General features: G+C 40.6%; 21 protein-coding genes and 2 tRNA genes. 1 reads left to right on the forward strand and 22 read right to left on the reverse strand.

What is annotated here, in order from left to right:
• Positions 1-51: 51 nt before the first annotated feature.
• Positions 52-327 (reverse strand): HU family DNA-binding protein, encoded by a 276-nt coding sequence (locus ATE34_RS08435; RefSeq protein ID WP_001284630.1) that lies wholly within the window; start codon positions 325-327, stop codon positions 52-54.
• A gap of 105 nt (positions 328-432) precedes the next feature.
• Positions 433-1,269, reverse strand: a complete 837-nt coding sequence (locus ATE34_RS08440; RefSeq protein WP_000195447.1) for a DegV family protein — start codon at positions 1,267-1,269, stop codon at positions 433-435.
• A 143-nt stretch (positions 1,270-1,412) separates the two neighbouring features.
• Between ATE34_RS08440 and ATE34_RS08445 the strand changes: the two genes are divergently transcribed.
• On the forward strand, positions 1,413-2,261 hold the full coding sequence (locus ATE34_RS08445) for a YitT family protein (protein WP_084911639.1): 849 nt from the start codon (positions 1,413-1,415) through the stop codon (positions 2,259-2,261).
• A gap of 22 nt (positions 2,262-2,283) precedes the next feature.
• Here the strand turns inward: ATE34_RS08445 and ATE34_RS08450 are convergent, their stop codons facing one another.
• The 20 genes from ATE34_RS08450 to parE form a co-directional block, all read right to left on the reverse strand.
• Positions 2,284-3,681 carry an APC family permease gene (locus ATE34_RS08450; protein WP_001020303.1) on the reverse strand — a complete coding sequence of 466 codons (1,398 nt, stop codon included), beginning with the start codon at positions 3,679-3,681 and terminating at the stop codon, positions 2,284-2,286.
• Between the two features lie 126 nt (positions 3,682-3,807).
• Positions 3,808-5,220, reverse strand: coding sequence for a Fe-S cluster assembly protein SufB (gene sufB / locus ATE34_RS08455; protein ID WP_000797070.1), 1,413 nt, complete (start codon positions 5,218-5,220; stop codon positions 3,808-3,810).
• Between the two features lie 65 nt (positions 5,221-5,285).
• Positions 5,286-5,714, reverse strand: coding sequence for a Fe-S cluster assembly sulfur transfer protein SufU (gene sufU, locus ATE34_RS08460; RefSeq protein WP_084911641.1), 429 nt, complete (start codon positions 5,712-5,714; stop codon positions 5,286-5,288).
• Positions 5,701-6,927, reverse strand: a complete 1,227-nt coding sequence (locus ATE34_RS08465) for a cysteine desulfurase (RefSeq protein ID WP_084911643.1) — start codon at positions 6,925-6,927, stop codon at positions 5,701-5,703. The genes sufU and ATE34_RS08465 overlap by 14 nt, the downstream gene beginning before the upstream one ends.
• A gap of 10 nt (positions 6,928-6,937) precedes the next feature.
• Complete coding sequence (gene sufD, locus ATE34_RS08470) at positions 6,938-8,200, reverse strand: Fe-S cluster assembly protein SufD (RefSeq protein ID WP_084911645.1); 1,263 nt, start codon at positions 8,198-8,200, stop codon at positions 6,938-6,940.
• A 27-nt stretch (positions 8,201-8,227) separates the two neighbouring features.
• Entirely contained in the window at positions 8,228-8,998 is a 771-nt protein-coding gene (sufC, locus tag ATE34_RS08475) for a Fe-S cluster assembly ATPase SufC (RefSeq protein ID WP_000114489.1), read from the reverse strand.
• Positions 8,999-9,149: 151 nt separating this feature from the next.
• Positions 9,150-9,344 (reverse strand): DUF3272 family protein, encoded by a 195-nt coding sequence (locus ATE34_RS08480; RefSeq protein ID WP_001081605.1) that lies wholly within the window; start codon positions 9,342-9,344, stop codon positions 9,150-9,152.
• A gap of 27 nt (positions 9,345-9,371) precedes the next feature.
• A complete protein-coding gene (gene dnaX / locus ATE34_RS08485; RefSeq protein WP_084911647.1) occupies positions 9,372-11,033 on the reverse strand; it encodes a DNA polymerase III subunit gamma/tau in 1,662 nt (553 codons plus the stop codon).
• The gene (locus tag ATE34_RS08490) at positions 11,033-11,530 is read right to left on the reverse strand and encodes a GAF domain-containing protein (RefSeq protein WP_084911649.1); all 498 of its coding nucleotides are present in this window, start codon (positions 11,528-11,530) and stop codon (positions 11,033-11,035) included. Before ATE34_RS08490 ends, dnaX begins: the two co-directional genes overlap by 1 nt.
• A gap of 82 nt (positions 11,531-11,612) precedes the next feature.
• The gene (gene rpsA, locus ATE34_RS08495; RefSeq protein WP_001001617.1) at positions 11,613-12,815 is read right to left on the reverse strand and encodes a 30S ribosomal protein S1; all 1,203 of its coding nucleotides are present in this window, start codon (positions 12,813-12,815) and stop codon (positions 11,613-11,615) included.
• Between the two features lie 162 nt (positions 12,816-12,977).
• A tRNA-Gln gene (locus ATE34_RS08500) sits at positions 12,978-13,049 on the reverse strand.
• 8 nt (positions 13,050-13,057) lie between these two features.
• Positions 13,058-13,138, reverse strand: a tRNA-Tyr gene (locus tag ATE34_RS08505).
• Positions 13,139-13,187: 49 nt separating this feature from the next.
• The gene (locus ATE34_RS08510; protein WP_084911651.1) at positions 13,188-13,418 is read right to left on the reverse strand and encodes a DUF2969 domain-containing protein; all 231 of its coding nucleotides are present in this window, start codon (positions 13,416-13,418) and stop codon (positions 13,188-13,190) included.
• A gap of 112 nt (positions 13,419-13,530) precedes the next feature.
• Positions 13,531-14,568, reverse strand: a complete 1,038-nt coding sequence (locus ATE34_RS08515) for a branched-chain amino acid aminotransferase (RefSeq protein ID WP_335340807.1) — start codon at positions 14,566-14,568, stop codon at positions 13,531-13,533.
• A 115-nt stretch (positions 14,569-14,683) separates the two neighbouring features.
• A complete protein-coding gene (parC, locus tag ATE34_RS08520; protein ID WP_084911655.1) occupies positions 14,684-17,164 on the reverse strand; it encodes a DNA topoisomerase IV subunit A in 2,481 nt (826 codons plus the stop codon).
• 236 nt (positions 17,165-17,400) lie between these two features.
• On the reverse strand, positions 17,401-18,219 hold the full coding sequence (locus ATE34_RS08525) for an aminoglycoside 6-adenylyltransferase (RefSeq protein ID WP_061598277.1): 819 nt from the start codon (positions 18,217-18,219) through the stop codon (positions 17,401-17,403).
• A gap of 167 nt (positions 18,220-18,386) precedes the next feature.
• Positions 18,387-19,472 carry a hypothetical protein gene (locus tag ATE34_RS08530; RefSeq protein WP_061598276.1) on the reverse strand — a complete coding sequence of 362 codons (1,086 nt, stop codon included), beginning with the start codon at positions 19,470-19,472 and terminating at the stop codon, positions 18,387-18,389.
• A 37-nt stretch (positions 19,473-19,509) separates the two neighbouring features.
• A complete protein-coding gene (locus ATE34_RS08535) occupies positions 19,510-20,256 on the reverse strand; it encodes a DUF6261 family protein (protein ID WP_061598275.1) in 747 nt (248 codons plus the stop codon).
• Between the two features lie 213 nt (positions 20,257-20,469).
• Entirely contained in the window at positions 20,470-21,987 is a 1,518-nt protein-coding gene (locus ATE34_RS08540; protein ID WP_084911657.1) for an Abi family protein, read from the reverse strand.
• Positions 21,988-22,022: 35 nt separating this feature from the next.
• On the reverse strand, positions 22,023-23,972 hold the full coding sequence (gene parE, locus ATE34_RS08545) for a DNA topoisomerase IV subunit B (protein ID WP_061598274.1): 1,950 nt from the start codon (positions 23,970-23,972) through the stop codon (positions 22,023-22,025).
• Between the last annotated feature and the right edge of the window lie 48 nt (positions 23,973-24,020).

The following is a 24,020-nucleotide window of genomic DNA, read 5'->3' on the forward strand; positions in this document are numbered from 1 at the left end:
GCCTGTCGCACAAGCTCAAATGCTTGATATGACAGGCTTTTTCTAAATTCATTATTTAACAGCGTCTTTAAGAGCTTTACCAGCTTTGAATGCTGGAACTTTAGAAGCTGCGATTTCGATTTCTTTACCAGTTTGTGGGTTGCGACCTTTACGTGCAGCACGTTCACGAACTTCAAAGTTACCAAAACCAATCAATTGAACTTTTTCACCAGCTGCAAGGTATTCAGTTACTGCTGCAAATACAGCATCAACTGCTGCTGCTGAATCTTTCTTAGTTAAGTCTGTAGCTTCTGCCACTTTAGCGATCAAATCTTGTTTGTTTGCCATGTTAACAAATCCTCCAAATAATTTCTGATTAACAAATATAATCATATCCTAAAATTGCCCATAGGTCAAGTCAAAAACGCCATTTCAAACATTTTTCTCTATTTTTTAGGAATTATAGCGGATTAGAATTGCCCAAGCATTCTCTCCAGTATGAGTTTGAATAATAGAGCCAGTTTCCAGTACAGAGATTGGTTTCTCAACATAGGCTTGCAATAAACTCTTCATCTCATTTGCCCATTCATTCGTTCCAGCATAGGAAATTCCAATTTCTGCAACTGATTTATGAGTAAGGGCCACCGTTAACTCTTCAAGCCATTTTTTGAAAGTTTTCGCACCACGCCCTTTGACGATTGGTTGGAGTTCGTGGTTTTTCATCTGCATCACTACACGAATATTTAATAGTGAGCTTAATAGTCCAGTCACACGTCCAATACGCCCACCTTTCACTAGGTTTTCTAGAGTCGAAACACCGATATAAAGCTCTGTGTGATTCTTCACTTCTTCTATATGTGCTAGAATAGTTTCTAAATCTTTACCCTCTTTAGCAAGTTTTGCAGCTTCAACAACTTGAAACTTCATAGCCTGATCTGTGAAGGAACTATCAATAACAGTCACATCAGAACTTGAGAGACTTGCGCCTTGGCGAGCAGCTTCAACCGTTCCAGACAAGGCATGAGACATATGAATAGCAACAACCTGACTGCCATCTTTTCCCAGCTCTTCAAAGACTTCAGCAAACACTCCTACTGGAGGTTGGCTCGTTTTAGGGAGATTCTTGCTTTGTTGCATGAGATGAAGGAATTCCCCCTCTTTTAGATCAGCATCTGAGTAGAGTACGCCATCAATCATAACTGATAAGGGGACAATAGTGATATTTAATTCTTTAACTACTTCTGGTTCGATAGTAACAGAAGAGTCCGTTACAATTTTTACTTGTGTCATAAGTTCAATCTTTCTATTCTTCTCAATAGGATTGGGATTTTTCACTCTTATTATATCAAAAAAATGATAAAAAATCATAAGTAATCCAATTAAAAAAACTGAATTTTTGGTATAATCTATCTATAGAAAAGCGAGGAACAGCTATGATTCGAAAAGTTCAACCGATTATTACGATTATATTTGGAGCAGCTATCTATGCCTTTGGTCTCACCTACTTTGTTGTTCCTTATCATCTATTTGAGGGAGGGGCGACAGGTATCACCTTGATTACCTACTATCTTTTTAAAATCCCTGTCTCATTGATGAATCTCTTGATTAATATCCCTTTATTTATCCTAGCTTGGAAAATATTTGGACCTAAGACCCTCTACTCCAGCCTTCTGGGTTCTATTTCTCTCTCTATTTGGCTTGCAATCTTTGAGCGTATCCCCTTGCAGTTTGATTTACAAGGTGACCTCATCATCGTTGCTTTAGTCTCAGGGGTTTTACTGGGAGTTGGTTTAGGAATTATCTTTAATGCTGGTGGAACCACTGGTGGCTCTGATATCGTTGCCCGCATCCTTAACAAATACACCAATATTTCGATTGGGAAATTGCTCTTTGGAATTGACTTTTTCATTTTAATGTTAATTCTGCTTATTTTCCAAGATCTCCGTCTTGTGACCTACACTCTCTTGTTTGACTTCATCATCGCTCGCGTTATTGACCTGATTGGCGAAGGGGGTTACGCTGGCAAAGGATTTATCATCATTACTCAATATCCTGACCAACTGGCTGATAAGATTAATGAGGAGCTTGGCCGTGGCGTTACCTTTATATCTGGTCAAGGATACTACAGCAAAAAGGATTTAAAAATTATCTACTGTATCGTCGGTCGAAACGAAATCGTAAAAATGAAAGATATGATTCACAAAATCGACCCTCAAGCCTTTATCACCATCACTGAGGCTCATGAAATTCTGGGTGAAGGATTTACTTATGTGAAAGATTAAAAAAGCTGGGAATTCCCAGCTTTTATTTTTCTTCTGTGAGGGTTGAATGATGATAACCATAAGTAAAGTAGATGACTAGACCAACTACAAGAGCAATGCCAAAGGCAATCCAGGTATCTAGACTATATTGAAGCATAAAGGAAACACAGATAAGGATGGAAAGGATTGGCAAAAGTGGCACCAAAGGAGTTTTAAACTCTCCTTTTTGGGGCATACCCTTATCTTTTCTGAGTTTTATTATTCCGTAGGCTAGTAAAATGAGATAAGCTAGAGTACAGATATTTAGGAAGGCTGCAATACTGGCTAGAGGAAACACTCCGGCAGCAAGGGCTGAAACAACTCCTGTTAAGAGGGTCGCATTTTTGGGAACGCGACTGGTCTTGCTTAGTTGTTTAAAACTTTGAGGTAAAAGTCCATCACGTGCTAAGCTATATATCATTCGAGACAAAGCATAAGTCATGGAAATACATACCGTTATCAGGGTTAGAATGGCTACAAGCGAAACATAATTTGCTGCCCAGCCGATACCAATACTCCGTAATGAAAATGCTACTGCATCGTCCACATTGAGCTTACTGTAGTGAACAATCCCTGTCAATACTAAAGTTACCAAGGCATAGAGAATGGTGACGATTGTTAGAGAAAGGACAATTCCACGAGGAATATTTTTTTGCGGGCTTTGGATTTCATCAACTGCCATGGAAATAGACTCAAATCCGAGAAATCCAAAGAACATCAAAGATGCACCTGCCATAATCCCAGTGCTTCCTCCATAAATCTGGCCAAAGCCAAAAGGAGCAAAATTCGACCAATTTTCAGGTTTGATGTACCAAATACCAACTAGGATAAATAAGGCTAGAGCAGAGAATTTCAAGATTACTAGAAGCGAATTAAAGCGTAAGGCTGCCTTGGAATTTAATAAAACCAATCCTGTTACCAAGGTCAGCACCAAAATAGGTAGAAGGTCGATATAGGTTCCTTGTTCAGGGTTGAAGGTGCCATTTAAGGCTTGGGGCATGGAGATACCATAATCACTGAGTAAGCCCTTAAAGTAAGCTGCCCAGCCAGACGCCACACCTGAAACAGCTGTCATGAATTCCATGATGGTCAACCAGCCAGCAATCCAGGCTGGCAATTCTCCTAAAATCGCATAGAGATAACTATAAGCACCTCCAGTTGCAGGTACACGAGAGGCAAATTCTGCAAAAAAGAGAGCTGATAAAGAAACACATAAGGCAGAAATCACAATGGAAATCACTAGTGAGGGACCAGCTAGAGTAGCCGCCGCTGTTCCTGTAATGGTGAAAATCCCCGTCCCTACCATAGCACCGATTCCCAATAGAATCAAATCCCACAATTTCAAATGGCGACGCATCTCTGTCTGTCTCAGACTAACATCCTTGGTTCTAAAAATATTCATACTTCATCTCCACTAAATGTAATTGTTTTATTTTACCATATAAAAGCATTTTTGTGAATATTTATTAGGTTCTTTTTTGAAAAAAATTCTGAACAGAAAGGATTCCTGTTCAGATTTTGCATATTCTTATCCGACTGAACCTTCCATTTCATAGCTAATCAAGCGGTTCAGCTCAACCGCGTATTCCATTGGAAGTTCTTTTGTGAAGGGCTCTACAAATCCCATGACAATCATCTCGGTCGCCTCAGATTCTGACAATCCACGGCTCATGAGGTAATAGAGTTGTTCCTCTGAAATCTTAGATACCTTGGCTTCGTGCTCCAATGCAACTTGCGAGTTGTGGATTTCATTAAATGGAATGGTATCTGACGCTGATAAGTCATCCATGATAATGGTATCACACTCGATATGAGAAACAGATTTCTTCGAGTTCTTGTTGAAGGTTACTTGTCCACGGTAGTCCACCTTTCCTCCACCTTTAGCGATGGATTTAGACACGATAGACGAGCTTGTATGTGGAGCATTGTGAATCATCTTGGCACCCGTATCTTGGTGTTGCCCTGCATTAGCAAAGGCGATGGAGAGCATGGTTCCACGCGCACCTTCTCCATCTAGGTAAACAGATGGGTATTTCATGGTTGTTTTGGCACCCAAGTTACCATCAATCCACTCAACAGTCGCATCTTTCAAGGCTTTGGCACGTTTTGTTACCAAGTTATAGACATTATCAGACCAGTTTTGGATGGTTGTATAGCGCATGTAAGCTCCATCCAAAGCAAAGATTTCTACAATGGCAGCGTGCAAGCTATTGCTTGAATATGTTGGTGCTGTACATCCTTCTACGTAGTGGACGCTTGCTCCCTCATCAACGATAATCAAGGTACGCTCGAACTGACCTGTATTTTCGTTGTTGATACGGAAGTAAGTTTGAAGCGGAATATCTACCTTGACCCCTTTTGGTACGTAGATAAAGGTTCCACCAGACCACACTGCCGAGTTGAGGGCTGCCAACTTGTTATCAGTCGGCGGTACCAACTTCGCAAAATATTGTTTGAACAAGTCTGGGTATTCCTTGAGGGCAGAATCTGTATCTGTAAAGATGATACCTAACTTCTCAAATTCTTCCTTCATGTTATGGTAAACTACTTCTGACTCATACTGGGCAGAAGCTCCAGCTAGATAGGCACGCTCAGCTTCTGGAATCCCGATACGTTCAAAGGTTTCTTTGATTTTTTCAGGAACTTCATCCCAAGAACGAGCAGGTTTATCAGATGGTTTTTGGTAGTAGATTAAGTCATCAAAGTCAATCTCTGACAAATCTGCTCCCCATGTTTGCATGGGCATTTTTTTGAAGGTTTCATAAGACTTCAAACGAAATTCTAACATCCACTCAGGTTCCCCCTTGGCAGCAGATAATTCACGAATAACACCTTCGTTGAGTCCTTTTCCTGTCGATAGGACAGGCTCTACATCATCATGGAAACCAAATTTATATTCACCAAGGTCAATTGGTTTTGGTTCTACTCTTTCTTCAGCCATAATATCCTTTCTTTCTTCATTTCTAATGATTTATAAGACAAAAGAAACTTGCCTTATCTGTTATTTTAATTTTCAATTGTCTTCTTAAGAGCGTTCCAAGCTAGGGTTGCACACTTAATTCTTTGAGGGAATTTGGCAACACCTGATAAGAAGGCTGCATCGCCAAGTTGGTCTTGACGCTCATCTTTTTGCCCTTGAACCATTTCAGAAAAAATAGTCGCAAGTTCTAAGATTTCTTGCTTGGTTTTGCCCAGAACTGCATCTGTCATCATACTAGCAGAGGCAGTTGAAATCGTGCATCCTGAGTTTAGAAAAGCGATATCCTCCAAACGGTCCTCTGCATCAAACTTGACAGAGAGATTGATAACATCCCCACAGGTTGGATTGTTGAGACTGATTTGCTCCGCGTCTTCTAACTTCCCTTGGTGATGTGGATTTTTCGAATGGTCTGCTACCACTGCCATATAAAGGCTATCTAGTTTAGAAAGTGCCATTGAAAAACTCCTTTGTCTTTTGTAATGCATCGACTAGCTTGTCGCAATCTGCCTTGGTGTTGTAGATATAAAAACTTGCACGAGCTGTTGCTGGAACTTCCAAATACTGAAGCAAGGGTTGCGCACAGTGGTGACCAGCACGAACGGCTACTCCCTCATAATCCAAAGCAGTTGAAAGGTCATGCGGATGGAGATTGCTTAGATTAAAGGCAATAACACCCGAACGTTGAGCAAAGTCCTGAGAACCATAAATAGTCAGTCCTTCAATCGCCAGCAGTTTTGGATAGACGTAGGCGATCAGTTCCTGTTCATGGGCTTCAATCGCATCCATACCAATGTTTTCCAGATAATCCACTGCAGCAGCAAGTCCGATTGCACCTGCCATATTTGGCGTTCCAGCCTCGAATTTCCAAGGCAATTCCTTCCAACTGGCAGATTGCTGATAGACAAAATCGATCATCTCACCACCAAATTCAATTGGTGACATTTGCTCCAGATACTTTTCTTTACCGTAAAGCACACCGATGCCTGTAGGACCAGCCATCTTGTGACCCGAAAAGGCAAAGAAGTCCACATCCAAGTCCTGGACATCAATCTTCATATGAGGCGTAGATTGAGCACCATCCACCACCATGATAGCTCCAACTTGGTGGGCTAATTGGGTGATTTCTTTGATAGGATTGACAACACCAAGAACATTTGAAGCATGAGCTAGGGAGACAAATTTAACCTTATCAGTCAATTTAGCTCGCAAGTCATCCATATCCAAGGCACCGTCCTTGAGATAAACATAGACAAGCTCTGCTCCAGTCTTACGGCAGGCTTCCTGCCAAGGAATAATATTAGAATGGTGTTCCATGATAGAAATCAAGACCTGGTCTCCCTCAGTCAAAATTTCCTCAGCAAAGCGTGCCACCCAGTTAAGACTGGTTGTCGTTCCTCTGGTAAAGAGAACTTCCTTTGTAGAGCCTGCATTGATAAACTTACGAATGGTTTCACGAGCAGCTTCATAAGAAGCTGTTGCTCGCTCAGCCAAGGTATGAACACCACGGTGAACGTTGGCATTGTCTTTCTCATAGTAGCGGTTAATCGTTTCAAGAACTGCTAGTGGTTTTTGTGTCGTCGCAGCATTGTCCAGATAGACCAGAGGTTCATCGTTGACAATCTGGTCCAAAATTGGAAAATCCTTGCGAATCGCTTCTACATCTAACATAGGCTTCCCCTTAGCGTTTTGACAATTTTTCTTCGATAGTTGCAATCATTTCGTCACGAACTTCCTTGACTGGAATCTCTACGATTACAGATCCAAGGAAACCGCGGACAACCAAACGTTCTGCAGTTGCTTTATCCAAGCCACGGCTCATGAGATAGTACATGTCTTCTGGATCCACCTGACCGATAGAGGCCGCGTGTCCTGCAGTAACGTCATTTTCGTCAATCAAAAGAATTGGGTTAGCATCTGAACGAGCCTGGTCTGAAAGCATGAGAACACGGCTTTCTTGTTGCGCATCCGCTCCCTTAGCGCCCTTGATGATGTGACCGATACCATTGAAGGTCAAAGTTGCTTTTTCAAGGATAACCCCATGTTGGAGGATATTTCCGATAGAATTGCATCCGTAGTTAGTCACTCGCGTATCAATCCCTTGTACCTGACGACCACTTGAAAGAGCTACGGCTTTAAGGTCAGCATGGCTACCATTCCCAATCAAGTCGCTATCAAAGTCAGCAACAACATTTCCTTCGTTCATGACACCGATTGCCCAGTCAATGCTTGCATCGTTGCCTAGTTTACCACGACGGCTAATGTAGGCAGTGACATTTTCACCTAGACGGTCAATGGCAGCAAACTTCACTTGCGCACCAGAACGAGCAATCACTTCAACTGTGATATTGGCAGTTGCTTTTGCACTGCCTCCACCTCGTGACTCTAGACGTTCAAGATAGCTTATTTTAGAGTTTTTACCAGCAATGATAAGGATATGCTTGTTAAATGGCACATCGCTGTCGCTATCTTGGTAGAAAATCCCTTCGATTGGCTCTTTAATCTCAACATTATCAGGAATGTAGAGAACAGCACCACTGTTAAAGTAAGCTGTATGGTAGGCTGCCAACTTGTCGTCATCATACTTAACAGATGACATGAAGAATTCCTCAATAAGCTCTGGAATTTCTTCTAAAGCTGAATGGAAGTCTGTGAAGATAACACCCTGTTCAGCCAATTCAACTGGTGTTTGTTCAAAAACAGTTTGCGTTCCAACTTGTACCAATTTCAAGTGATTATCTAGTGCAGTGAAATCTGGAACATTTGCTGAAGGCTCACTTTCTATGATGGTTCCATCCCCCAGATTCCAACGGTGAAATTTGACACGCTCAATGACTGGTAATTCCAAACTTTCAATCTTATCAAAAGCTTTTTGACGGAGGTCTGACAACCAGCTTGGTTCAGCGTGCGTTTCTGAAAAAAGTTTAATAGTTTCTTTAGTCATTTACTTCTCCTAAAAGATACGAGGAAATTACAATTCTTCCTTGTAGTCGTAGCCAAGTTCTTCAGCTAGTTTTGCGTATCCTTCACGTTCTAGACGCGCAGCCAATTCTGGACCACCAGAAAGGACAACACGACCTTCCATCATCACGTGTACCACGTCTGGTGTGATGTAGTTCAAAAGACGTTGGTAGTGAGTGATGATCATAGCACCAAAGCCTTCACCACGCATAGCATTGACACCTTTCGATACGACTTTAAGGGCATCAATATCAAGACCTGAGTCAATCTCATCCAAAAGGGCAAATGTAGGTTCCAACATCAAGAGTTGAAGAATTTCATTACGTTTTTTCTCACCACCAGAGAAACCTTCGTTAAGGTAACGCTCTGCCATTTCTTCTTTCATGTTGAGCAATTCCATCTTCTCGTCTAATTTAGTGATGAACTCACGAACTGAAATCTTTTCATCGTCTTCTTTACCAGCATTCATGGCTGCACGAAGAAACTCAGCGTTGGTAATTCCTGGAATTTCAGATGGGTATTGCATAGCAAGGAAAAGTCCCATACGCGCACGCTCGTCCACTTCCAACTCAAGGATATTTACACCATCAAACAAGACCTCACCTTTGGTAACTTCATAGTTAGGGTTCCCCATGATAGCTGCAGAAAGAGTCGATTTACCAGTACCATTTGGTCCCATGATAGCTGCGATTTCTCCTGTTTTCAGAGTCAGATTGACTCCTTTCAAAATTTCTTTTCCTTCAATCTCAACGTGAAGATCTTTGATCTCTAATACTGACATGATAATTCCTTTCTTTTTCTGGCCTACTTCCTTTACCCTTAAAGAAATCACTTACATTTCTCTAAAAATAAAAGAAAAGGTCCATAAATATACTCTACTAGTATAACAAAAAAAAGCCTAAAAGGCTTTGATTTTGTCTAGAAGCTGGGGGCTAATCCTTGCGGTTTAAGTGTTGATCAATAGCGTCTACGATTTTTCCCATCACGTAACTTAACCTAAAATTTCGAAAGAGTAGAATCGCCCAAAAAGCTGCCATAACATAGCGACCAGTCATCAAAGATTCATTGAAAAAATAAGTCTCAGCAGCCGTAAATAATGCTATTATGATAAATTGTTGTCTATTCATATGATTATTGTATCATGAAATCCTTCTTTAGTCTTCCTCTATCCTCACTTTGTCAACTAGAAATTCAAACCCCTCTGGGATAACACTCTCCTCTATCTGTCTTTCTTTTTCAGGCTGGGAGGACTTAGCCTTAGCAGAAAATGCTGCACGGACCTCTTTCCACTCTTCCATAGAAATAGCAAGGATTTCAGGTGAAAAGCCTGCTGCCTGACTGAGGATATTACCAAACATGGTGTTGAGATTATCACGTTTCATGGTTTGACCAGCATTAAAATTGGAGTCAAATGCCAGAATGGCATGGTGTTCATTTGCCGCAACTGGTTGAGAACCTACGAGAAGAGCCTTATCCGGACCAGCTAAGCTTTCGATTACTTCTCCCCATGCATTCTGGAGACGAACCAAGTTTTGTCGCGCTAAATCAGGATTTTCGACAGCTTCTTGCAGGATAGACTGAACTTTATTACGATCTACTCGATAGACTGTCTTGGAAGGGGCTGGACGACTAGGAACAGGCGCAACTTGTTTAGGAGCTGTGCCCACATTGGCAAGTTCTTGTTTGAGACGGGCGACTTCCTGTCTCAGTGCAGAAATTTCACTTTCGACAGCTCCTGAAAGCGCAGATTCAGGCTTGATTTCAGCTAAACGTATGGTCATCATCTCAGCGTAAATCTTAGGTTGCAAGCTGGCCTTCATATCTGCTAAACTCACTGTCGCTAGACGAATCATTTCAAAGAGACTTTCCTGAGAAAGAGCTAGATTGTCCATAAAAATTGGACTATGATGAGTATTTTCGCCACCTGTCTGAACAACCAGTAGATCACGCAAATACTGCAAGAGATCCGTCACAAAACGAGTCATGCTCTTGCCATTTTCAAACAAAAGATTCAAAGAATCAAGCGCTTTTGGAACATCCTGCTGGGACAAGGCAGCTACATAATCATCAAGTGCTGATAGACTAATAGTGCCTGTAATCTCCTCAGAAATGGCAGTCGTGAGCTCATTCCCTTGCGTCAAACTCAAGGCTTGATCCAAAATAGACAAGGCATCCCTCATCCCACCTTCAGCCCGTCTAGCAATGATTTCTACAGCATCTGGTTCAGAACTGATATTCTCTTTTTGCAAAATTGTTTGGATATGCTCTTTGATATCTTGCGTTCTGATCGATTTAAACTCAAAACGTTGGACACGAGATAAAATGGTTGCAGGAATCTTGTGCAATTCGGTGGTCGCCAAGATAAAGACAACATTCTGAGTTGGTTCTTCCAAAGTCTTCAAAAGCGCATTAAAGGCTCCTGTAGACAGCATATGAACCTCGTCTATGATATAGACCTTATAACGTGCCAAACTAGGAGCATAGGTGGATTTATCACGAATTTCACGGATTTCATCGACTCCGTTATTCGAAGCGGCATCCATTTCGATAACATCTTCTAGGCTACCTTCTGTCACAGCCTGACAGATATAGCAGTTATTACATGGTTCACCGTCCACTTGATTTGGACAGTTCATGGCCTTGGCAAAAATCTTGGCAACACTAGTTTTCCCGGTTCCACGAGGGCCTGAGAAAAGATAAGCATGACTAATCTTTTCCTGCTCGACCGCTTGTTTTAGGGTTTTAGCCACAACTTCTTGACCTACTAGTTGTGAAAAAGTCTGGCTTCTATATTTTCGATAAAGTGCTTGATACATTAGGCTTTCTCCTCAAACATCGTAAAGTCCCATTCTGTCTTCTCAAGCAAAATAGCGACAAATTGTTCCAAGTAATCGCGGTCAATAGCATTATAATCATCGATAAGAGATGAGTCCAAGTCTAAAACACCTAGCAATCGACCATTCTTAAGCATGGGAACTACGATTTCACTCTTAGCTTTACTATCGCAAGAAATGTAGTTTGGATAGATGCTCACATCCCCTACTAAAACAGTCTCTTGAAACTCAGCCGCTTCTCCACACACGCCCTTCCCAAGTGGGATGCGAATGCAAGAAACGCCACCCTGAAAAGGACCTAAAACCAACTCGCTACCATCAAACAGATAAAAACCTGCAAAAACAGTATTCGGAAAGCGAGATTTTAGGAGGGCGCTAGCATTAGAAAGATTGGCAAGAACGTTGCTCTCACCCTCTAGTAAATAAGAGAGTTCCTCGTTTAACAATTGATATTGTGATTGTTTTTCTGAATCTAACATAGAACTATTATATCAAAAATGAGAAAGAGACAAAAGAAAAATCCCTTGTTTTAAACAAAGGATTTTGTGATTATCAATTTGATTAAAGTTCGATATCACCGAACAAGTCAGCCATTGAGAATCCTGTTTGTGTTTCTGGAAGTTCGAAATCACGTTTTTCTTGACGTTTTGGACGGCGTGGACGAGCAGCACGTTTTTCTTCTTTTTGTCCTTCTTCTTGAGCTGGACGTTCTTCAAGAGCTTTGATAGAAAGTGATACGCGTTCTGCATCAGCATTAACATCAAGGACTTTAACAGTAACTTCTTGACCAACAGTAAGAGCTTCTTTGGGATTTTCGATACGTTTGTGTGAAATTTGTGATACGTGAACAAGTCCATCGATACCTGGCAATACTTCAACAAATGCACCGAAGTCAGTCAAACGTTTAACTGTTCCTTCTACTACATCACCTTTAGCCAATTTTTGCTCAACGCCATCCCATGGTCCAGGTGTTGTTGCTTTAAGTGAAAGTGATACGCGTCCTTCTTCTTCGTTAAGATCAAGGATCTTCACTTCAATTTCTTCACCAACAGTTACAACTGATTTAGGTGATACGTTACGTTCGTGAGACAATTCAGTCAAGTGAACCAATCCATCAACACCACCAAGGTCGATGAAAGCACCGAAGCTAGTGATACGAGCAACTTTACCAGTTACGACATCACCAACAGCCAATTTACCGAATACTTCAGCACGAGCTGCTGCAGTAGCTGCTTCAACAACTTCACGACGTGAAAGGATGAAACGGTTTTCTTTAGGATCAACTTCTTTGATTTTAGCATCAAATTCTTGACCTACGAAACGCTCAGTGTTACGTACGAAACGAGTATCCAACATTGAAGCTGGGATGAATCCACGAACACCTTCAAATTCTACTGAAAGTCCACCTTTAACGGCACGAGTTCCTTTAACAGTAACAACTTCTTCTTCGCGTCCTACAAGTTTGTCCCATGCTTTGCGAGCTTCAAGGCGTTTTTTAGATACAAGGTATGTAACTGTATCAGTATCTTTACCAACTACTTGACGAAGTACAAGAACATCCAATACTTCTCCTACTTTCACAAAGTCATTGATATCTGCATCGCGATCGTTTGTCAATTCGCGAAGAGTCAAGACACCTTCAACACCAGTCCCAGAGATTGCAACGTTAGCTTGAGTCGCATCAACTGTCAATACTTCAGCACTAACAACATCACCAGGCTCAACTTGGCTAACGCTATTTAGCAAATCTTCAAATTCGTTCATCTAAAAAATCCTCCAACAATCAAGTTTTTTCTAAACTTGACATACTTATAATTTTTTTCCTAAGCACCCGCAAGGACATGTTCATATCGTTCACGTCTTTCAATTATAAAAATAAAATACCCTAAGATATTTTCTTTTTATCTTGAATTTATTACCTAAGAACTGGGGTAGCTGGATTCGAACCAACGCATGAGGGAGTCAAAGTCCCTTGCCTTACCGCTTGGCTATACCCCATTGATAAATGGAGAGAGAGGGATTCGAACCCCCGAACCCGAAGGAGCGGATTTACAGTCCGCCGCGTTTAGCCTCTTCGCTATCTCTCCAATGTTTAACGAGAACTATTATATCATGAAATTTTCAATAAAACAAGTATTATTTTGTCAAATTATAGTTTTCAATCAAAATTTCCACAGCTTTTTCAAGTTTTTTATAAAAAATATCGACATTTCCATTCTTTATGATGGCAAATTGGTTATCTAATTCGGCAATTTCGCCAATAACCTTTTTCCCGATTGTCAAAACGTAGCCTTCATAATTGTCTTTTCCAACAGTCACTTTAGCATCTGTTAATTGAATTTCAATTTTCTTATCTTTTTTACTCATACTGTACCTCTTTTCACTTTTTCTATTGTACAAGAAAATACTCAAACTAGCAAGAAAAAACTCCATTTCAGCCATTACAACTGCTATGGAGTTCTTCTTTACTTCGTGTCTTTTAGTCCACTTTGACAATCCATCCCTCTGGTGCTTCAACATCACCGAATTGGATACCAGTCAATTCATCATAGAGTTTACGTGTTACAGGACCTACTTCTGTTTCACTATAGAAAACATGGAATTCATCATCATGTTGGATGCCCCCAATTGGAGAGATAACTGCTGCTGTTCCACAAGCACCTGCCTCTACAAAACGATCCAAATTGTCAATCGGAACATCACCTTCGATCGGTGTCAAGCCCAAGCGGTGTTCTGCCAAGTAAAGCAAAGAGTACTTGGTAATAGATGGCAAGATAGAAGGGCTTAATGGCGTTACAAATTCGTTGTTCGCTGTAATTCCAAAGAAGTTGGCTGATCCGACTTCTTCAATCTTTGTGTGGGTAGCTGGATCTAGGTAGATAACATCTGAAAATTGGCGTGACTTGGCCATTTTACCTGGGAGGAGACTAGCAGCATAGTTTCCACCTACCTTGGCCGCACCTGTACCATTCGGAGCTGCACGGTCGTATTCATCCTGAATCAAGAAGTTAGTTGGGACCAAACCACCTTTAAAATAGTTACCAACCGGCATAGCAAAGATGGTGAAAATATACTCTTCTGCTGGTTTAACCCCGATAATATCCCCAACACCAATCAAAAGTGGACGAAGATAAAGGGTTCCACCTGTTCCATATGGTGGGACGTATTCTTCATTTGCACGCACAACTGCTTTACAAGCTTCTACAAACATTTCTGTCGGAACTTGTGGCATCAAAAGACGGTCACAAGTACGTTGCAAACGCTTGGCATTTTCGTCAGGACGGAACAGTTGAACACTGCCGTCTTTGGTACGATAGGCTTTCAATCCCTCAAATGCTTGCTGTCCATAGTGGAGACTTGGAGAAGACTCTGAAATATGCAAGGTTGCATCCTCTGTCAATTCTCCTTGATCCCATTGACCATTTTTGTAGTGAGCGATATAACGGTAAGGTAATTTCATATAAGCAAAACCAAGATTTTCCCAATCAATTGCAACTGTCATGTGTTTCTCCTTTATACTATTCAAACTATGTGTTCTATTCTACACTTTTCTAGTAAAATTTCAAGTATTATTTGTAATTTTCTGAAAATTTTTTCAACATAAAGAAATCAGCCCAGAGGGCTGATTCTTTTTACGAACTTGCTTTATCCTCTTTAAAGACTTCTTTGAGGTAAGCATCGAAAACTTCTTCGTCTGAAATGGTGTCTGAAATAAAGCTTCCATTGCTAGTTCGTTCTGACAAGTTGAGGTCTTGCAATCGACTCTCATAGATTGTTCCCTTGTTAGATTGGACTAGCAGTGTTTGGTCGTTCTCTTCCACTTCTGTACTGAAGAGATCACCTACAAGTCCTTGATCTGCAACTGCTCCTGCTAAAAAGACACGGTGCGGTTTGTTTTTCAACTCACGCAAGACTTGCAGACCTCGTTTGGCACGGCTGGTCGCTGGAATTTCCTCAATGGAAACACGTTTTAAGCTACCGCGTTGGGTCAAGAGGTAGAAGGATGAGGTGTTACAGATAAAGGCGGCCTGAAGCAAATCATCTGCTTTCAGGTTCATAGCCTTGACACCTGCAGCCTTTGCTCCGACAATCGGAACCTCTTCGATATTGAAACGAAGGGCGTAACCGTTTTGGCTAATCAAGAGAACATCATCTAGTTTAATTGGAGCTACTGCTACAATCTGGTCTGTCTCGTCTTTGAGCTTAGCATACTTGACAGATTTAGACTTATAAGTTCTCCATGGAGAAAATTCTTTACGTTCTACGCGCTTGATTTGACCAAGACGAGTTGCAGCAAAGTAGGTTGTCGCATCTTCAAACTGGTCCACCACTTCCACATAAAGGATTTCTTCGTTAGTTTCAAAGTTGGTAATAGTCTGGCTCAAGTGCTCTCCGATGTCCTTCCAGCGAATATCTGCTAACTCATGGATTGGTCGATAAATGACATTTCCAAGAGTTGTGAACATCAAGAGGTGTTGCGTTGTCTTGGCAGATTGTACAAAGATCAGACGATCATCATCACGTTTGCCAATTTCTTCCAGAGTGGAAGCCGCAAAGGAACGAGGACTGGTACGCTTGATGTAGCCTGCCTTGGTCACGCTGACATAGGTATCTTCCTCGGCGATAAGACTAGCTGTATCAATCTCGATTGCTTTCGCAGTGTCTTCTAAAGAACTTAAACGTGGAGTCGCAAATTTCTTCTTAACCTCACGAAGTTCTTTCTTCATGAGATTGTACATAGTTCGTTCGTCACCGATAATCGCCGCCAACATAGCAATCTTCTCACGAAGCTCTGCTTCTTCTTCCTGCAAGACAACGACGTCGGTATTGGTCAAACGGTAAAGTTGCAAGGTAACGATAGCCTCTGCCTGCTCCTCTGTGAATTCATAGCTGACCTTGAGGTTTTCCTTAGCGTCAGCCTTATTCTCAGAAGCACGGATAAGGGCGATGACTTCGTCCAAAATCGAAATCACGCGAATCAAACCTTCGACGATGTGGAGACGTTTCTCAGCCTTTTCCTTGTCAAAGCGGGAACGCGCCAAAATCACTTCACGACGGTGGGCGATATAGCTAGACAAGATTGGCACAATCCCGACCTGACGAGGTGTGAAATTGTCAATCGCCACCATGTTAAAATTGTAATTGATTTGCAGGTCAGTATATTTGAAGAGATAGTTAAGAACCAGCTCCGTATTGGCATCTTTCTTAAGTTCAATAGCGATACGAAGGCCGTCACGGTCAGACTCATCACGAACCTCAGCGATCCCTGCCACCTTGTTATTGACACGAACATCATCGATTTTCTTGACCAGATTGGCCTTATTGATTTCATAAGGAATCTCAGTGATAACGATTTGTTCCTTACCACCTTTTAGCTTTTCAATCTCTGTTTTAGAACGAACAACTACGCGCCCTTTCCCAGTTTCATAAGCCTTTTGGATCTCGTCACGCCCCTGGATGATAGCTCCTGTAGGGAAGTCTGGTCCAGGCAAGAATTCCATGAGTTTGTCCACCTTGGCTGTTGGGTGGTCAATCATGTAAACAGTCGCATCAATGACTTCAGCCAAATTATGTGGAGGAATATCTGTGGCATAACCAGCCGAAATACCAGTCGAACCATTGACCAAGAGGTTTGGAAATGCGGCTGGCAGGACTGTCGGTTCTTTCTCGGTATCGTCAAAGTTCCAAGCAAAAGGAACTGTCTTTTTCTCAATATCCTGAAGAAGATAACCAGCAATCTCAGACAAACGTGCCTCGGTATAACGCATTGCCGCAGGCGGATCTCCGTCCATAGAACCGTTGTTACCGTGCATTTCGACCAAAATCTCACGATTTTTCCAGTCCTGTGACATACGAACCATGGCATCATAGATAGAACTGTCACCATGTGGGTGGAAATTCCCCATGATATTCCCGACAGACTTGGCCGACTTGCGGTAGCTCTTGTCAAAGGTATTGCCATCCTTATTCATCGAATAAAGAATACGACGCTGAACCGGCTTCAATCCATCACGAATATCTGGCAAAGCCCGGTCTTGAATGATGTACTTGGAGTAGCGACCAAAGCGCTCTCCCATGATGTCCTCAAGGGACATGTTTTGGATATTACTCATATAGGATACAAAGCCCGTAAAATGCAAAGTGAAAATAGGAAATTATTGCAGTGAGCGATGCTCACAAGAGAATTTATCTTTTTCACACAGCATTTAGGGCGTGTTCAACTCCTTTCAAAGAATGTAGAGTAGGTTTTGTAGAATAAAGGATATTTTACGGGAAATTAGTCCCGTGTTCAGTTACATTCAGTAACCAAACGACCCTTTCTGTAGTTTAAAATACGTTGCTTAATTATTTAGCGATTAGGAAGTTTCTCCTCAGCATATCTCATCATCTTCTCAGCCACTTCCTTATCGTAGGTAAAGCCCATCTTTTGAGCAAGGATTTGAGCTTCTCTGTGGAAAAGTTGAATTGTAGCAAACAATGCCTGAGTAAGTTTCTCTACATTTGAAAAATCAAGCAAATTTAAGAATTCTTTCTCTTTCTCAGCAGGTAAATAGTTAAAGAGATACTTGTAGTTCTTGCCAATATCAATCGTCCTCTTATCAGCTGCAACTTGCCAAGCCAAGACCTTTAGGAGTTCTTGTTGACAAATACCGTAGAGATGGTCAGTGGCATAGAGTAGTTGCTTGCGACAGATTCCCTTGACTACGTAGGCTGACACCCACCAAAATTCATTGCAGGCTTTTTCAAACTCTATCTCACTAGCTGGACTTGTCCAGTAACGCTGAGGATTTGGAGAATAAGGCGCAAACAAGCCCTTAGTGTCCTCTAGCACCGTGAAATCCGCTTCGCTTTCTACCCACTCTTTGATATGCATTTTAGGACATAGAGTCAAATCAATCCGATTGCCATCTTCAAAGAGCATGAGATAGAGACGACGGTTGCCTAGGATATTATGCTGCTCAATGACACGTGTTCCAAACTGGTCCAACCAAGTAAGATTACTCGTCAGATTATCTAAGTCGTCCACGACATAAACAACATCATAATCTTGAAACTCATCTTTTGGAGCTTTTGGATTTGTCCGTGAACCAGACATGGCGACAGCCTCGACTTGTAAAGTTTGGGCAGTCTGTAAAATCAATCTCAGTATTTCGGGTTCAGTTCTCATAGGAATACCTTCTAATTTTTATTTATATTAGTTTTGAAAAGAGCAGGACTATAAAATAACAGAAATGGTCAATCAGATTTTTTATCGAATTGTTTTACATATTACTCTTCTTTCTTTTCTAATTTAGTCTATTAGAATCAGTTAATATCAAGATTGTACTGTCAGTATTACTTAGACAGATAGTCTAAAAGGCATTGTTTGACCTTTTCAAAATTTTGCAATTTATTCCCCTGTAATAACAGCGTACCTGTAGAAGGATAATGAGTTAATGCTTGACCTAAAAATGTCCATTGTTCACCATATTGCACATGCTTACTACATGTAGTTATTTTATTGTTTTTTTTGAGATTTTCAATGAGACTATCTATCACTGTCTTAGATAATCCCCTAATCGAAAAATTACCACTATTCGACTCTACAGAACAAGTTTCATGCTCACTAATCTGCCAATTTCCAAGTTTTCTATCACTATCAGCAAAACACTCTCTATAATCTTCTTCGCTATAGCCATTCTTATAAAAATCTGCATACTCCATTTGTGAGTTTTCTAAATCAAAACCAGAATCAATATTTGGAATAAAATAGTGGCCAAACTCGTCTGGTGATGATATGGGTAAAAAAAATATTTCAGTTCCAATAGGATATTTGTCACTTGAATTTTTAAAGACTAGTTTCACTTCATAATAGACTGATTCTTCACTTCGCAATAACTGGTACACTTTTTCTTCGATTTCTGCTTGCGCTTTATTTGCTTTAGAAAATTGTGTAAAAAGATTTTTATCCCGAGAATCGATAGAAAATTTAGACCACTTTTCTTGGGTATCTTGACGTTCAGCATTTAAAATTTTATATCCAACTACATATTTATGGAATCTTCTAGCAAAAACATGACCTCTGTGAAAGTACCAATCATCACTATCCCCTTTTGGAATATTTCCTTTCGGAAAAGCATCCGGAGTGTCATTTAATGGTCCCAAATCATCACTATCATTGCTTCTAACAGGAAACTTTAAAATCGTTTCCCATCCTCTTCTAAAAGAAGTAGTTCCCTTTGTTTTTTTATTATCGGAGCCGATTAGCTTAAAATATCCATCATTTTCCCATGAAATTTCAATTAAATTATTTGTGCTGAATTGAAATTCGGGATAGAAAAATTTAATTTTATCAACTCTATTACTAAGGTCTAAAAAACCAAGTAATTCTTCTTGATTTTCTAATCCAAGTCCTTGTAATATTCTTTGTTCAGCATGCATAACATCCTCCTTGCAAAAAAGTATTTACGATAAACTTTTAATTCGCCTCCGTCGCTTCTTCCTTCGCCTTCTTAGCTGGTTTGCGTTTTTTATAGCGACTACGGATAGCGTTGAGATGGTCACGGAGATCGGCATACTGCTTCTTATCTGGATAAGCATAGGCATTGATTGCAGTAAAGTCCATAAGGAAGTCATAGATTTCTTGCAGTTTCGCTCGTACTTCCTTGTTTTGACTAGGTGCCTTTCCTTTTTGCTCAGCCAAGCGCTCCTTATAGGCTTTTTCAAACTGATCCTGCGCCTTTGTCAAGGTTTCTACATGAGTTGTCAAATGCAGGGTTGAAAGAGCAGTTTGGTAGTCAGTATCTTTTAGCTCCTTGAGCAAATGGTTAATAGCTTCTGTCTCTTTTTCGTAGCTCATACTCGTTAGCCCAGCATAATTTTTGAAAAGTTTGCTGAGTTTGTCGTAAGCTTCCTTGCTACCTGCCTCTTTCACGCGAGAGAAGGCCTTGACCAAGCCAGTCAAGGTAGAAAGCGCATCATCACGCTCACGATCAGATGCTTCCAGACTAGCCACCGTTTGACTGGCCTTGGAACGGTGCAAACCTGCTTGCAAGGCCTCAAGAAGTTTCTCCATATCCCCAAGCTTCGTTGCGTAAACCTGCTCAGACTTATTTGCTTTTGTAAAAGCCCCCAACTCGTCCTTGCTCTCAGATAGAAGTTGGAAGAATTCGTTGTTTTCTAAATTGCGTACAGTTAAACTCGTGATTCCATATTCTTTTTTCATAAAACTCCTCTTTCAATGATGTATTTTTAAGTTTTTGCTCTAAAATAATTCAGAACATATCTAAATATTCGTATTTTGCTCCAATAACTCAAAACACACATGTGTGTTTTGAGTTATTTCCCGCTAGACAAGATATTCTTCAAGTATGGTTTCTTGTTTTAGGACTGGGGAAGGTAATTTTTCGTGTGGGATATTGTTTCAAAATAGTAAAAATCAAAAATACTTCTGTAGATGTATTCCTGTTTGATAAAAATGAAGAATTGCTGTTTGTTCTGCAAGTGATGCTTCATTTGCTATTATTCTATAAGCTGGAGGAAAATCCAGAGGAAGCGTTGATAAGTCTCCAATATCTTTTAAAATAGGATTGACATTTTTTTCTTGTTCATTTCTATCATAATCACTGGCATAATCTAAGAAATAATTCGATTCGTTTTTAAAATCATTATACATTTTCTCATCAAAAAGACTAATGAATCGATGATAAATAAAATTAAGTTCAAACCAAGCTTTTCTGTAGGGATTACCAAAAATGGTTTGTGCAACCTTAACTGATATAAGCTCGTCAAATCCTTGGGACATCAGTACCTGTTTTAGATAACTAAATATGAACCAATCTTTAATTTTAGTTCTTTCAAGAGGGTTATCAAACTCCAAATCCCAGTTAGGATTATAGTCAGGATTTACTATAGTTGGAATCACAAACCTTCCATGTGCCGCTGCATTTCTTATAATTCTTAAGTCTGAAAGTACTGCTTTATGTAAAACAATATCTCTAACAAAAGGAGTTAATAAACGCCCCCCTGTTGAAATACTTTCTCTTGAAAAATCATCAAACTTAACAAGCAAAGATTCTAAAGTACTTAGATCCATTTGATCCATTAAGTCATCTAATGGTATTATATCGGAATTAATATAATCAAATTTATCTGAGTAACTTAGATACTTATATCGATTTTGAGCTCTCTTATATTGACCCATCTTAACATTGTCAGTAGAGTTTTTCCAATATTTTACCACTTTAACAGCAATCTCATTTCCACCCTCTCTCTGAGTGGATAACCTGCTTAATAAGCTCTTATATGAATTTTCAATTCCTAATATCCATCTTAATATCTTTTCTCTGAATACTTTGTCAATATCATCAATTTTAATAATATGTTTGACATCAATAATTTTAGAGTTGCCTAAGTTTTTTTCAATAAAAAACCCATTAACAAGATAATCTAACATATAAGGTTGAAAACCAATTTTTTTCAGATATTCATATAAAATAGCATCATCATCTACCAAAATAGAATCATAAAGTTTTTTTAACTTGGAAGCAGTAGACTGATCAACTATAGCTTCAAACTCTCTGATTTCGTTTTCCATTTGATTTTTGGTTGGTAGTTGAATATTAAACAAATCAAATTTTTCTTTTACTTGTTCCAAATAGGACTTTGATTCCACACGCTTTTCCTGAATTAAATTTCGAGAATCAAACTTTAAGTCACCAGCTTCTCTAATTTTCTTATCTCTAAGATTCACTCCTTTTTTTATATTAAACTCTACCTCTTTGCTATATTCAATGTACTCAATACCATCTATTTCTTTTATCATCTCAGGAGTAAACTGAAATGGAAGTTCCTCACCTTCTTGACCAAAACTATCCGTAGAAATATATCCGTAATTTTTAAATAGCTTGATAATTCTTCCTACACCTTTTTTCTTCTTGTTTTTATTTTTTCCCATTCTAAAATCTCCTGTAACCTATACCTTCAATTTCCTCAAAACACCATCTCCCCACTCTCCTCCAGCGTAAACTTGACATTATCCTCAATCCACTTACGGCGTGGTTCGACCTTGTCTCCCATGAGGACGTTTACGCGGCGTTCAGCGCGTGCTAGATCTTCAATTGTAACACGGATAAGAGTGCGGGTTTCTGGATTCATGGTTGTTTCCCAGAGTTGGTCCGCATTCATCTCACCAAGACCTTTGTAGCGTTGAAGGGTAGCGCCTTTACCGAACTGCTTACGAAGTTCTTCTAACTCTCCGTCTGTCCAAGCATAGGCCACTTCTTCTTTCTTGCCTTTCCCTTTGGACATCTTGTAAAGAGGCGGAAGGGCGATATAGACATGTCCTGCCTCGACTAGTGGACGCATGTAGCGGTAGAAAAAGGTTAAAAGAAGAGTTTGAATGTGGGCACCATCGGTATCCGCATCGGTCATGATAATAATCTTGTCATAGTTGGCATCCTCAATGGAGAAGTCTGCTCCCACACCCGCACCGATGGTATAAATCATGGTATTGATTTCTTCATTTTTGAGAATATCCGCCATCTTAGCCTTGGCTGTATTGATAACCTTACCTCGAAGAGGTAAGATAGCCTGAAACTTACGGTCACGACCTTGTTTAGCAGAACCACCGGCAGAATCACCCTCGACCAGGTAGAGTTCATTCTTTGCTGGATTTTTAGACTGGGCTGGGGTCAATTTTCCAGACAGCAAGCCTTTGTCTTTTTTATTTTTCTTGCCATTTCGGCTCTCATCACGCGCCTTACGGGCCGCTTCACGCGCGTCACGAGCCTTGATAGCCTTGCGAATGAGATTGGAAGCCAGCTCCCCATTCTCCATTAGGAAGAAGGTCAACTTATCAGATACTATGCCATCCACAACAGGACGAGCCAGAGGGCTTCCAAGTTTGTCCTTGGTCTGTCCCTCAAATTGGAGGTGTTCTTCCGGAACCAAGATAGAAAGAACCGCTGCTAACCCCTCACGGTAATCCGAACCTTCAAGATTTTTGTCTTTTTCTTTGAGGAGACCTGTCTTACGTGCGTAGTCATTCATGACCTTGGTAATGGCAGACTTGAGTCCTGTCTCGTGCGTTCCACCGTCCTTGGTACGGACGTTATTGACAAAGGATAGAATGTTATCTGAAAATCCATCATTGTACTGGAGGGCAACTTCCACTTGGAAGCCATTGTCTTCGCCTTCAAAGTATAGGACTGGCGTCAAGGTTTCCTTGTCTTCATTGAGGTAAGAAACAAAGTCCTGGACTCCATTTTCATAATGGTATTCAATCGCTTCATCTGTTCGTTTGTCTGTCAGAGACAAGGTCACATTTTTTAAGAGAAAGGCTGACTCATTGAGTCGTTCTGAAATAGTATTGTACTTAAAGTCTGTCGTAGAAAAGATAGTCGCGTCAGGCATGAAGGTAACCTTGGTACCTGTCTTAGATTTGGGTGCTGTACCAATTTTCTTCAAGGTTGTGACGGGTTTCCCGCCATTTTCAAAACGTTGCTTGTAGACTGCGCCATCACGAGTGATTTCTACTTCTAGCCAACTTGATAGGGCATTAACAACAGAAGACCCCACCCCGTGGAGACCTCCAGACGTCTTATAACCTCCTTGACCGAATTTCCCTCCGGCGTGAAGAATGGTAAAGATAACCTCGACAGTTGGAATTCCCATGGCATGCATACCAGTCGGCATCCCACGACCATGGTCTTCTACTGTTAAACTTCCGTCTTTATTGATAGTCACATCAATGCGATCACCGAAGCCAGACAAGGCCTCATCGACTGCATTGTCCACAATTTCCCAGACTAGGTGATGGAGACCTGCACCGTCGGTCGAACCAATATACATCCCCGGACGTTTACGGACCGCATCCAGCCCTTCTAGCACCTGAATGGCGTCATCATTGTAGTTATTAATATTGATTTCCTTTTTTGACACAAGGAACCTCCTATTCGTTCATCTTTTCTATTTTACAGGTTTTCTAGG

The sequence above is a fragment of the Streptococcus oralis subsp. tigurinus genome (genome assembly GCF_002093545.1).
In the GTDB taxonomy this organism is placed as follows: Bacteria; Bacillota; Bacilli; order Lactobacillales; family Streptococcaceae; genus Streptococcus; species Streptococcus oralis_C.